The sequence below is a fragment of the Streptomyces pratensis genome (assembly GCF_037137275.1).
GTDB lineage: Bacteria > Actinomycetota > Actinomycetes > Streptomycetales > Streptomycetaceae > Streptomyces > Streptomyces pratensis_B.
On the sequence record NZ_JBBBEN010000098.1, the window covers coordinates 11,101 to 23,665 of the forward strand.

Annotated in this window: 8 protein-coding genes; 6 read left to right on the forward strand and 2 right to left on the reverse strand. The window is 73.4% G+C overall.

Annotated features, from left to right (window positions below):
- Positions 1–1,529: 1,529 nt before the first annotated feature.
- Positions 1,530–1,721 (reverse strand): hypothetical protein, encoded by a 192-nt coding sequence (locus tag V9U70_RS23930; protein WP_336678817.1) that lies wholly within the window; start codon positions 1,719–1,721, stop codon positions 1,530–1,532.
- Between the two features lie 414 nt (positions 1,722–2,135).
- Between V9U70_RS23930 and V9U70_RS23935 the strand changes: the two genes are divergently transcribed.
- The 3 genes from V9U70_RS23935 (at position 2,136) to V9U70_RS23945 (ending at position 4,564) form a co-directional block, all read left to right on the forward strand.
- Positions 2,136–2,606, forward strand: a complete 471-nt coding sequence (locus V9U70_RS23935) for a cation:proton antiporter regulatory subunit (RefSeq protein WP_336678423.1) — start codon at positions 2,136–2,138, stop codon at positions 2,604–2,606.
- Between the two features lie 2 nt (positions 2,607–2,608).
- The gene (locus V9U70_RS23940; RefSeq protein WP_336678425.1) at positions 2,609–3,874 is read left to right on the forward strand and encodes a cation:proton antiporter; all 1,266 of its coding nucleotides are present in this window, start codon (positions 2,609–2,611) and stop codon (positions 3,872–3,874) included.
- Between the two features lie 234 nt (positions 3,875–4,108).
- The gene (locus V9U70_RS23945) at positions 4,109–4,564 is read left to right on the forward strand and encodes a tellurite resistance TerB family protein (RefSeq protein ID WP_336678428.1); all 456 of its coding nucleotides are present in this window, start codon (positions 4,109–4,111) and stop codon (positions 4,562–4,564) included.
- A 271-nt stretch (positions 4,565–4,835) separates the two neighbouring features.
- Here V9U70_RS23945 and V9U70_RS23950 read toward each other — a convergent pair whose 3' ends face one another.
- Entirely contained in the window at positions 4,836–5,882 is a 1,047-nt protein-coding gene (locus V9U70_RS23950; protein ID WP_336678430.1) for a PucR family transcriptional regulator, read from the reverse strand.
- A 413-nt stretch (positions 5,883–6,295) separates the two neighbouring features.
- On the opposite strand from V9U70_RS23950, the gene V9U70_RS23955 reads away from it, so the two are divergent.
- The 3 genes from V9U70_RS23955 to V9U70_RS23965 form a co-directional block, all read left to right on the forward strand.
- On the forward strand, positions 6,296–6,988 hold the full coding sequence (locus V9U70_RS23955) for a hypothetical protein (RefSeq protein WP_336678432.1): 693 nt from the start codon (positions 6,296–6,298) through the stop codon (positions 6,986–6,988).
- Positions 6,989–7,129: 141 nt separating this feature from the next.
- Positions 7,130–9,271, forward strand: a complete 2,142-nt coding sequence (locus V9U70_RS23960) for a flotillin family protein (protein ID WP_336678433.1) — start codon at positions 7,130–7,132, stop codon at positions 9,269–9,271.
- A gap of 119 nt (positions 9,272–9,390) precedes the next feature.
- Positions 9,391–12,565, forward strand: a 3,175-nt coding sequence (locus V9U70_RS23965) for a DNA repair ATPase (RefSeq protein ID WP_336678434.1), incomplete at its 3' end; no start/stop codon positions are given.

Sequence of the window (12,565 nt, forward strand, 5' to 3'; positions counted from 1 at the left end):
CACCGCCGGGCGCCGGCGCGTGGGGGCCGCCGCCGCAGGGCAGGGCGCCAGGCTCCTCCCGCCCTGTGGCGGGCTGCCTCTGCCGGGCGGCGGCAGCGGCGGTCGCGGCGGCCAGCCGCCCGCGCCAACCGCCGAGCTGCTGCCCGCTCACCGCCTCGGCGTCCACCAGCTCCGCGCCGCCCAGGTCGGCGATGCGGCTCTCGGCCCAGTACGCCCAGGCCGCCTCCTGGCGGCAGTCATCGCACTCGGTCTCCCCCGCCATGGCGCGGAAGACGTGCTCGGGGCCGGGCCCCGCGCAGGTGACCAGCGGCGCGACGTACCGGGGAGCGGGGGGCACGGCCGGCTTCTGCCGGTCCACGGCGTCGCGTGGCGCGCCGGCGTCCCGTGGCGCGTCGCCGTCCCGTGGCGCGTCCGGGACCTCGGGGGCGGGCGGGGAGAGCCGCCGGTCCTCGGGCATCTTCTGCACCAGCCGGTGGCGCAGGAAGCCCACCGCCGAACGCACCCCGCCCGGTGGCAGATCGCCCGCCAGCACCCGCCGCAACTCACCGCCCGAGACACCGCGCCGCAACCACTCCACCGCCTGCGCCACCAGCCCACGCGCCTCTGCGACACCCAGATACAGATCTCGGTGAGCGTGCCGCAACGACAGCAACACCCGCTCGGCCTCGACCTCCTCGGCCGAGCCGACCACCACGGCGTCGCTCTCGCAGGGCTCTTCGGTGGGTGGGTGGGACGTGCTCTTCTCCCGTTCTTCCCCTACCGGTGGATGACCACCGGCGCTCCGGGGCCCCGGAGGACCGACGGTCGGAAAGCGCGTACTCGGAGACGCCTCCGCGATCACCACCGCGCCCGCCTCCCGCCACAGCGCCGCGGCGTCCGCCTCGGCCAACGGCACGTTGGAGGCCACCTGCCGAGTGGCCCACCGCCCCCTCTCGCCGGCCACCCGCCACTCATGCACGAACCCGTGCGCGGCCAACTGCTCCTTGGCCCGCTGGAACGCCCGCCCGGTGATCCCCAACCGCCGCGCGTGATCCGACAGCGCACGGCCCGCCTGCTCCTTGGGCAGCCCCTGGACGTACAGAAGCAGCACCTTCGCGTCACTGCACAGACGCGGATGGCGCACGACATCGTGCGAAGCCTTCGTGTAGCGCCGAACCGGCGCGATAGCATGCCAAAGCATCCTCGTGGACTCCTGGTTCCACTCGTGGGTGAAGGCCCTCGGATCGGTGCGACGAACACCACCGGGGGCCGCCCCATGTGCGCGCACGCCAAGACGCGCCCACGCGCACACAGAGCGTGATGACACGATCACCGTACCGTAGGCGGGGGTGCGTTGCGGACAATCCACCCAACGGGTGCATCCCTGCCTGGAGGTTGACGGCGCACCGGTCATCGGCATGCGGCGCCCAGGTCGGCGACGGCTCGCGCCGGCCGGGGAGGAGCCGCACCGGAGGACCAAGCAGCGCCGCCCTCCGCCGCCCCCGACGACGGGCCTACGGTGTGGCGGCGGTGCGCGGCGGCGCCGCGCCTCAGCCCGCCTCCGCCCTCGACAGCGCTTCGGTGATCACGCGGGTGGCGAAGTCCGGGTCCTCGGCGATCCGGTTGATGTGCTCGGCGAGCAGGTAGGCCGTCGCCTCCAGAGGCTTCAGCTCCGCCTCGGTCCAGTTCCCGTACTGCCTGCGCCACAGGTTGGGGCTCAGGCCAACGTGACTCCCACGCACAGTAGACGGCCGGGGAGGCGAGGGGCGGCGACTTGACGTCTTTCGCCGGGACGGGGACTCGGGGGGAGCGCAGGGGATGCCGGTGCGCGTACGGCAGGGGGCGCCGACCGTGCGGGACGCCGGGCGCACCACCGTGAGCACCCCGCGGGGCACGTGCCCGCCGCCACGGAACCCGCGGTCGGCCCCGTACGCCCCGCAAGGGCCCGACTGCGGCGGACCACGGCCGGGGCGGGGGCGACTCTCAGCCACCACAGACGTCTTCGAGCTGTCGATACGCCTTCGCACCGCCCTTGGCCGCGGAGCCAGCGGCGGATTCCGGCCGCCCGCTAAGGGCTGTCCCTTAGGGTGATGGCCGGACAAAAGAAGAGAAGAGTCTCGCGTGCGCGCATCGCCGCACGTCTCCGGGAGGAAGTCATGGGAACGCGCCGCACGTCACTGCCCGGAGTGGGGGCTCAGTACGATTTCACGACCGAGACGGGGCAGCACATCTCGGTCGTCGTCCACAACGACGGACGCCGGTTCATCGGGTTCTACGAACGCGACGACCCCGATTCGTGCCGCCTCTCCGTGCCTCTGTCGACGGCCGAGGCCACCTCCCTGGCCCACCTCATCGACCCGGCGCCCATCGACGCCGTGCGGACCGACGGCATCGACCTCGTCACCGAGCACATCCCGCTCGGGACGCGCTCGCCGTACGGCGGACGGCTGCTGGGCGAGACCCGGGCGCGGACCCGGACCGGGGCGTCCATCGTGGCGGTGCTGCGCACGCACAGCGCGCACCCCTCGCCCGAACCGGATTTCCGTCTGGCCATCGGGGACACCCTCGTCGCCGTCGGTACACGTGAGGGCGTCGACGCGCTCTCCGACCTCATCGCGGAGGGCTGACCGTGCACCACACGACTGCGTTGCTGGTGGAGCTGGGCGCCATCATCCTCGGGCTGGGGCTCATCGGCCGGCTCGCCGGACGGATAGGGCTCTCCCCCATCCCCCTCTACCTGCTCGCGGGGCTGGCTTTCGGGCACGGCGGCCTGCTGCCGCTCAACGCCAGCGAGGACTTCACCGCCATCGGCGCCGAGATCGGCGTCATCCTGCTGCTGCTCCTGCTGGGCCTGGAGTACAGCGCCTCCGAGCTCGTCACGAGCCTCAAGACGCAGTACCCCTCCGGCGCCGTCGACTTCGTCCTCAACGCGACCCCCGGCGCCGTCGCCGCCCTGCTGCTCGGATGGGGCCCCGCCGGAGCCGTCGCGCTCGCCGGAGTCACGTGGATCTCCTCGTCCGGCGTGATCGCCAAGGTGATGACCGACCTCGGCCGGCTCGGCAACCGGGAGACCCCCGTCATCCTCGGCATCCTCGTCATGGAGGACCTGGCGATGGCGGTCTACCTGCCGCTGCTCACCGCCATGCTCGCCGGAGTCGGCCTGGCCGGCGGCAGCCTCACCCTGCTGATCGCCCTCGGAACCGTCGGCTTCGTCCTCTACCTGGCGCTGCGCCACGGCCGCCTCATCAGCCGCGCGGTCTCCTCCGACAACCCGGAGATGCTCCTCCTCGTCGTCCTCGGCCTGACCCTGCTGGTCGCCGGCGTGGCCCAGGAACTGCAAGTCTCCGCCGCCGTCGGGGCGTTCCTCGTGGGCATCGCGCTCTCCGGCGAGGTCGCCGAGGGGGCGCGCAAGCTGCTCACCCCGCTGCGCGACCTGTTCGCCGCCGTCTTCTTCGTCTTCTTCGGGCTCTCCACCAATCCGGCCGACATCCCGCCGGTGCTGGTGCCCGCGGCGCTGCTCGCCGTCGTCACGTCCCTGACGAAGGTCTTCACCGGCTGGTACGCGGCCCGTCGCGCCGACATCGGCAGCCGCGGCCGCTGGCGGGCCGGCGGGACCCTCGTCGCGCGCGGCGAGTTCTCCATCGTCATCGCCGGTCTGGCCGTGGCCAGCGAACCGGGCATCGGCCCCCTCGCCACCGCGTACGTGCTGATCCTGGTCATCGCCGGTCCGCTCACCGCCCGGTGGACGCAGCCCCTCGCCTCGAAGATCGCGAGCCGCTCCGGGAGGGGCGGCGCGGCGAAGACGCCCGCCCCGGGCCCAGCCCCGACCCCGGGGCCCGAGCCGGCCCCTCCGCCCGCGCTGACCCCGGAACCGGCGGGCGAGACGCGCGAGTAGCCGCCGCCCCGCCTTCCCCGGCGCGCTCCCCACGGCCGGCCGGGCTGCCCCACGAGGCGGTCCGGCCGGCCGTCGTCGTGTCCGGGGCCGGGGCCGCCGCGCGCCGAAGTCGGCCCGAGCGCACGGCGGACGGACCACTGAACCCTCTGCGGAGGGGCCTCCCGGACTGCTAACGTCTACACGTCTGTAGAGTTGCTCTCGTTCCGGCTTTGCCCCGCGACGTATGGAGATGTCATGGCCCTGTGGGATCGGATCAAGGAATCCGCCGCGTCGATGCAGACGCAGCTGGAGGCGAAGAAGAACGACCTGAAGTCCGGGTCGTTCCGGGACGCCAGCATGGCCATGTGCGCCCTGGTCGCCGCCGCCGACGGCACCGTCGACCCGTCCGAGCGCCAGCGCGTCGCGGCGCTCATCACCAGCAACGACGTGCTGCGGAACTTCCCCGCGGACGACCTTCGGCAGCGGTTCGACGCCTATGTCGACAAGCTGACCGCCGACTTCGACTTCGGCAAGGTCAGCGTGCTCCAGGAGATCGCCAAGGCGAAGAAGAAGCCCGCAGAGGCGCGCGCCGTCGTCCAGATCGGCATCGTCATCGGCGGCGCGGACGGCGACTTCGACACGCGTGAGCAGGCCGTGGTGCGCGAGGCGTGCTTCGCGCTCGACCTCCCGCCGCACGAGTTCGATCTCTGAGGGCTGTCCCGTCGGGCTCCGCCCCGATGCGGCCCGGAGCCCGACGGCCCCACGGACGCCCGACCGCCCCACGGACACCGGACCGCCCCCTGACCGGCCGGTGTTCTCGCAGAGACCGCCGGTGCGGTGTCCGGACCGATCGACCACCGGTCCACGCCCCCGGCAGGCCGGGGACGCCACCCCCCTGGGCGTCCCCGGCCGCTTCCCGTACGCATGCGGCTGCCGCCCTCCCTTGCCGGAACGCGGCAGTGGACGCCGCCACGGGACGGCGTCAGATCTCCTTCGCCGGCCAGTCCAGCAGCCGGGCCCCGATCACCGCCGTCTGAAGGCTGTAGCGGTGCATCGGGTCCGCCGGGTCGGACCCGGTCAACTGGTGGATGCGCTCCAGCCGGTACGTCAACGCCCGTACGCTCAGCGCGAGACGGCGTGCCGTCTCCGCGGCCACGCATCCCGCGTCGAAGTAGACCGCGAGCGTGTTCAGCAGCGGCTCCGCGCCGCCCCGCGCCCCCTGGAGCGGGCCCAGCTCACTGCGCACCAGATCGGCCATCGCCTGCCGGTCCCGGGTGAGCACCGGGTAGACCAGGAGGTCGGCGGCGTACAGCACCGGGTCGTCCATCCCCATCCGGCCCGCCAGGTCGAGGGCTTCCAGCGCCTCGTCGTACGAGTGGACCACCCCGCCGGGGCCCTTGTGCGGGCGGCCGATCGCGACCCGGCCCCCGTCCGTCGCCGCGTGCGACTGCTTGGCGAAGTAGCGCAGGACGTCGGGCTGGCTGCCCGGGGCGATGCAGACGATTCGCCCGTCCTTCGTCGTCAGCAGGATCTTCCGGCCGCTGAACCGGGCCAACAGCGCGGCCTCCACCCGGCGCGGCACCGCGTCCGTCTCCGTGTAGGCCTCCGGGCCCGACGCCACCGCGACCGCGTGCGCCCGGGAGAGCCGGAGGCCGAAGCGCGTCGCCCGCTCCGCGAGCCGGACCAGATCGCTGCGCCCGTAGAGCAGATCGTCGATGAACTCGCGGCGGGCCGCCTCCTCGCGCCGCACCGTGAGCCGCTGCGCCCGCTCGAAACCCTCGGCGAACGCGTCGATCGCCTGCTCCACCGCGGCCAGCACGGCGTCCGTCACCGCGGGGGAGTTTCCGGCAGCGGTGCGCGGCCACGCCTCCCGTGTCTGGGACAGATGCATCGTCACCAGCGCACGCAACTGGTGTCCCGCGTCCGCCGCTTCCCGGCCCAACGCACGACGCTCCTCCAGCTCATCACGGGTCAGCCGACGGCCGGTCGAGGCGACTTCGCCCAGAATACGGGCATAGTCACCCAGCATTTCCTCGGATATCTCCGGCCCGCCCACGCACGCTCCCCCTCAGTCCCGCAACAGTCGTGTCATTTCCCCAACGCCCACCGGGCGGTGCCGGTGCCCGGCATGAGGCAAGCCTAAAGATTGCCGGAGTCCGGCAATGCTTTGAGGGGCCCCGGATGACACGATCAGGTCAGCAACACCACGGGGGAAACACACGGGGGAGCACGGGGGAAACGGGGGAGCAGGAGTCCCTCTCGGTCGGTCCACGGGGGAACCGACGGGGGAGTTCGAGGGGGACGATCCCGCCGCCGCGGCACGGTTCGCCGTGCCGTGACGGCGGGTCCCACCGCCGCAGCGCCGCCGCCCACCACGCCCCCCGTACCGGACAACCGACGCGCGCGCCGCAGGGCCGCGCAGAACCGCAGGGGGCGGGACCCATGGACGCATTCTGGAGTGCGGCGACCGGATTCCCCGCCGTCATCTTCGGCGCCGCCCTGGTGGTCGTCGTCTGCTTCTGGCTGCTCGTGCTCGCCGGGGCCGCCGACCACGGCTCCTTCGACACGGACCTGGACACCGGCACGGTCGGTTTCGGCGGTGTGCCGGTCTCCGTCTCCGTGTCCCTGCTCATCGTCTTCTCCTGGTTCGGCAGCCTGACCGGCACCGTGCTGCTGCACCGGAGCCACACCGGCAGCGTCACCCGCGCCGTGCTCGCCGTCCTCGTGCTCGCGGGGTCGCTGGTCATCGCCTGGGCGGCGGTCCGCCTCCTCGTCAACCGCTTCCGCCGGCACTTCCCGGCGCAGCCACCACCGTCGCGGCTGGACTTCCTCGGAAGCGTCTGCACGATCCGCACCGGCTCCGTCACCGCGCTCTTCGGCCAGGCGGAAGTCGCCTCGCCCGACGGCTCGACGGCGATCGTCCAGGTCCGCCAGGCCGTCCGGCCCCACCGGCTCCCCGGTCCGGGCCCCGAGGAAGCCCCGCTCACCAAGGGCGGCTCCGGACTTCTCTACGCGTACGACGAGGAGGGCGAGTTCTTCTGGGTCGCGCCCTACGACACGGCGCTGGACCCAGGCCCCGCCACACGGCGACCGCACGGGTCTCCGGACGGGTCTCCGGACGGGGCGAACGGCTGACCCACGGCCCGTCAGACGGGCCGGCCCACGGCGGCGACGGCGGCGACCGCCGACCGGCCGGGCGAAGGAGCGGGCGGCCACGCCTCACTCCGCCCGCCGCGCCCGCCCACTGACCACCAACCATCCGCCAAGGACTCTTCTATGGATGCCATCTCCCTGGGCGTCGGCGTGCTCATCGCCGCTGTCCTGCTCATCGTCATCGCCATCGCCTTCGTCATCACCCGGCTGTTCCGCAAGGTCGAACAGGGCAAGGCACTGATCATCTCCAAGACCAAGAAGGTCGACGTCACCTTCACCGGGGCCGTGGTCCTGCCGGTCCTGCACAAGGCCGAGACGATGGACATCTCGGTGAAGACGATCGAGATCCGCCGCACCGGGCGTGAGGGGCTGATCTGCCAGGACAACATCCGCGCCGACATCCACATCACCTTCTTCGTCCGGGTCAACAAGACCGTCGAGGACGTCATCAAGGTCGCCCAGGCCATCGGCACCGGCCGCGCCAGCGACAAGGACGCCATCCAGGAGTTCTTCGCGTCGAAGTTCTCCGAGGCGCTCAAGACCGTCGGCAAGCAGCTCGACTTCGTCGACCTGTACACCAAGCGGGAGGAGTTCCGGGACCGGATCATCCAGGTCATCGGCACCGACCTGAACGGATACCACCTCGACGACGCCGCGATCGACTTCCTTGAGCAGACCCCGATGGCCCAGCTCGACGGGGCCAACATCCTGGACGCCCAGGGCATCCGGAAGATCACCGAACTGACGGCGATCGAGCACGTGCGCACCAACGAGTTCCAGCGCACCGAGCAGAAGGAGATCACCCGGCAGGACGTCGACGCCCGCGAGACCATCCTGGAGCTGGAGCGCCGGCAGTCCGAGGCGGAGATCAAGCAGCGCCGCGAGGTCGAGGTCCTGCGGGCCCGCGAGGAGGCGGCGACCGCCCGGGTGCAGGAGGAGGAGCGGCTCGGCGCGCAGACCGCCTTCATCAGGACAGAGGAGCAGCTCGGCATCCAGCGCGAGAACCAGGCGCGGGAGATCGCCGTCGCGCAGAAGAACCGCGAGCGGGTCATCGCCGTCGAGAGCGAGCGCATCGAGAAGGACCGGATGCTGGAGGTCATCGGGCGCGAACGCGAGACCGAGCTGAACCGCATCGCCGCCACCAAGGAAGTCGAGGCCGAGCGCCGCGAGGTCGCCGACGTCATCCGGGAGCGCATCGCGGTGGACCGCACGGTCGCCGAGCAGGAGGAGTCCATCCTCACCCTGCGCGCCGTCGAGGACGCCGAGCGGGCCCGCAAGTCGGTCATCATCGCCGCGGAGGCGGAGGCACAGGAGAAGCTGGTCAAGGACATCAAGGCGGCCGAGGCCGCAGAGGCCGCCTCGACGCACCGCGCGGCGGAGCAGCTGACGCTCGCGGAGGCCCGGCTCAAGACGGCGGACCTCGACGCCCAGGCCAAGCTGCGGCTGGCGGAGGGCGTGCAGGCCGAGTCGGCCGCCCCCGGTCTGGCTGCCGTCCAGGTCCGCGACGCGGAGGCGGACGTCATCGAGAAGGCCGGTCTCGCGGAGGCCGAGGCGACCGCCGCACGGCTCAAGGCCGAGGCCGAGGGCTCCCGGCTCAAGGCGCTCGCCGTGGCGGAGGGCACCCAGGCCCAGGCCACCGCGGACGCGGCGGTCATCGGCGAGCGGCTGAAGGCGGAGGCCGCGGGTCTCACCGACAAGGCGGCCGCGATGGCGGCCCTGGACGAGGCCTCCCGCGCCCACGAGGAGTACCGTCTGCGGCTCGACGCGGAGAAGGAGATCCGGCTGGCCGGGTTCGACGTGCAGCGGCAGGTCGCCGAGGCGCAGGCCACCGTCCTGGCGACGGGGCTGGAGAACGCCGACATCGACATCGTCGGCGGCGACTCGGTCTTCTTCGACCGGCTGGTCTCCTCCATCTCGCTCGGCAAGTCCGTCGACGGCTTCGTCGACAACTCGCGGACCGCTCAGGCGCTGGCCGGTCCGTGGCTGGACGGCAGCGCGTCGTTCACGGACGACCTGAGCCGGGTGCTCGGCTCGTTCTCCACGGGCGATGTGCAGAACCTGACGGTGTCGGCGCTGCTGATGCGGCTGATGGGGTCCTCCGGTGCGGCCTCCGGCCAGGTGCAGCAGCTCCTGGCCGCGGCGAAGGACCTGGGGCTGGCGGACCTGACCGTCTCCTCGTTGGCCGGACCGGCGGCCGCTGCGGGCCCCGGCCCGGTGGAGGCCGTCCCGGCCGCCGCGCACAACGGGTCGGGAGCGCTCGGATAGCGGGCCGACCGACGGGGCACGGCCGGTCGGGGGGCCGGCCGGGCCCCACCGGGCGGGCGCCCCGACCGCCGGGCGGGCCCGGAGCTGAACGCAGAGACATCACGTAGGGAGCCGTACGCATGGCCAGCGACATCACCACCACCGCGACCGCGCCGCAGAGCGGGGACGCCGACGTGGATGCCGGTGCCTATGAGGTGCTGCGGCGCAGGCTCGGGGCCCAGGCGGCCGAGCTGGTGCGCCGGGCCGAGGCGCTGAACGTACGGCGCACCGAGGAGTTCGGCGCTACGGAGCTGCGGCTGGTCTCCACCGAGCAGGTGCGCACCGAGCACGCCTCGGTCCCGCGTGATCTGGTCGCCGTCGGCGGGCGGCTGCTGTTCGGCTTCGAGCGGGGGCCGGGCGCCCGCGGCGAGGCGGGCGTCGGGGACGTGCTCCTCGTCCGCGGTTCCGGCCTCGACGGGGACGGGCCCGCGGGCGAGGACGAGACCGCCGGCCCCACCCTGCTGGACGACGAGGGGTTCGTCCGGGAGTTCTCCGGGCTGCACCGCTACTTCCGGGACGCACGGCTGCTGAGGCTGCGCCGGGTCAACGGCAAACTGCTCGCCGTCTTCCGTACCGGCGAGAACGCGGAGGACATCCGGGTGCTGCGCTGGGCGCTGGCCCCCGACGGGACGCCGGGGGCCTTCCTGGACGCGCAGGGCGAGCGCGACCACGTCTTCCCGCCGTCGCACGACTTCGACTGGACGGTGGCCGGGCGGGACGCGCACGTGCCGGGGCGGCACCCGCACATCGCGATCGGCAGGGGCGGCGGCCTCTTCGTCGACACGCTCGGCGGCACGCTCACGGTGAAGGTCGCCGACGACACGGAGTCGCCGGAGGGGATCTACCACGAGCCGGTCGACGAGCCGTTGCAGTCGCTGGCGGACGCCGACGTCGCCTACGCGGAGGTCGGGCCGCTGGTCCTGCTGCGGGTGCGCCCCTACAAGGAGGAGGCCTGGCGGCACCTGGTCTTCAACTCGCTGCTGTCCACTGTGGAGCGCATCGACGCGATCGGCCCATCCTGCCACCGGCTGCCCGAGGACCAGGGGCTCATCTTCCCCGGCGGCTACTACCTCACCACCGGGGCCGCGAAGACCTTCGACACCGCGGAGGAGCTGACCGACCCGGTCTTCGAGGAGGCGGTCCGCTCGCCCAACGGGGAGGACGTGCTCTACGTCTTCCGCTCCCGCGACGGCAGCCGCAGCCTCTGCCTGCCGTACAACCTGATCCGCCAGGAGGTCGCCACCCCGCTCACCGGGCGCGGGCACGCGCTGCTCGACGACGGGACGCTGATCCTGCTCCGGGACACCCCGGACGGCCCGGCGCGCGTGCACCCCCTCCAGCGCTGGCAGACCCCGTACGTCTCGGAGACGTACGCCGCCTCCCGCCCCGCAGGGGCCGGCCCGCTGGCCCGGACCGGCAACGCCGACCTGGTGCGCGGCATCTCGGACTGCCTCGCGCTCGCCCACGGCGTACGGGACATGACGCCGACGACCGCCGTGTACGGGCGGCTCGCCGCCGACTGCGCACGGGCCCAGGACCGCTACCACTGGCTGACCGACCCCGAACTCGGTTCGCTCGCGGAGCCGTTGGGCGAGCTGCGGTCGACCGCACAGCAGGTGCTGGCCGAGTTCACCGCCGTACAGGACCTGACGCGCCGGGCGGCCGACGCGCTGGAGGAGACCGCCGCCCGCATCACCGCGCTGGTGCGGCGGGTGCGCGGCGAGGCGCCGGGCTCGGCCGCCGCGTGGGTGGAGCGGCTGACCGAACTGCGGCAGGCGCACGGGCATCTGTCGACGCTCTCCGAGATGCGGTACGCGGACGTCGAGCGGATCGCGGAGCTCTCGGCCCGCACCGAGGACGCCATCGCGTCGGCCGCTCAGCGGGCCGTGTCGTTCCTGTCCCGCGAGGACGCGTTCGAGGGCTACCACCAGGACATCGCCGGGCTCGTCGCGGACGCGGGCGCGCTGGAGACCGTCCGGGACGCCTCGGCGGTGACGGACCGGCTGGCCGCGATGACGGAGGGGCTGGCCACGGTCACGGACGTCGTCGCCGGCCTGGAGATCGGCGACGCCACCGTCCGCACCTCGATCCTGGAGCGGATCGCCGAGGTGCTGGGCGGGGCGAACCGGGCCCGCGCCACGCTCGACGCACGCCGCCGGGAGCTGCTGTCGAAGGAGGGGCGGGCGGAGTTCGCCGCCGAGTTCGCGCTGCTCGGGCAGGCGGTCACGGGCGCGCTGGCCGCCGCCGGCTCCCCCGAGGCGTGCGACGACCAAATGGCCCGGATTCTGCTCCAGTTGGAGAACCTGGAGTCGCGGTTCGCGGAGTTCGACGACTTCCTGGCCGAGCTCGCGGAGCGCCGCACAGAGGTGTACGAGGCGTTCTCCGCGCGCAAGCAGACGCTCCAGGACGAGCGGGCGCGCCGCGCGGAGCGGCTGGCCGGTTCCGCGGACCGGGTGCTGGACACCGTCGCCCGCCGGGTGGCCGCGCTGGAGGACCTCGACGCCGTCCACACCTACTTCGCCTCGGACCCGATGGTCGCGAAGGTCCGCCGCACCGCCGACGAGCTGCGCGAGCTGGGCGACCCGGTGCGCGCCGAGGAGCTGGACGGGCGGCTGAAGGCGGCCCGCCAGGAGGCCGGGAGGGCGCTGCGCGACCGCACCGAGCTGTACGCGGACGGCGGCTCCGCGATCCGGCTGGGCCGCCACCGCTTCGCGGTGAACACCCAGCCGTTCGACCTGACGCTGGTGCCGTCCGGCGACGGCGGCCGGGACGGGGGCGGCGACACGGGCGGGGGCGGGCGCCGGCTGGCGTTCGCCCTGACCGGCACGGACTACCGGGCCCCGGTCACCGACCCCGCGTTCGAGGCGACCCGCCCGTACTGGGAGCAGCTGCTCCCGTCGGAGAACGGGACGGTCTACCGCGCCGAGCACCTGGCCGCCCGCCTGCTGGACGAGCACGGGGCGAGCCGCCTGGCGGGTCTGTTGGAGGGCGAACTGGCCCGGCTCGTCCGCGAGTCGGCGGCGGAGGCCTACGACGAGGGATACGCACGGGGCGTCCACGACGAGGACGCCACCGCGATCCTGGCCGCCCTGCTGGCCCTGCACGCGGACGCCGGGCTGCTGCGCCACCGGCCGGCCGTGCGCGCGGCGGCCCAGCTCTTCTGGGCGTACGGCGCCGACGAGGCGCTGCGCACGTCCTGGACGCGGCGGGCGGTGTCCCTGGCTCGCGCCCGCGACACCTTCGGGCCGGCCGCGG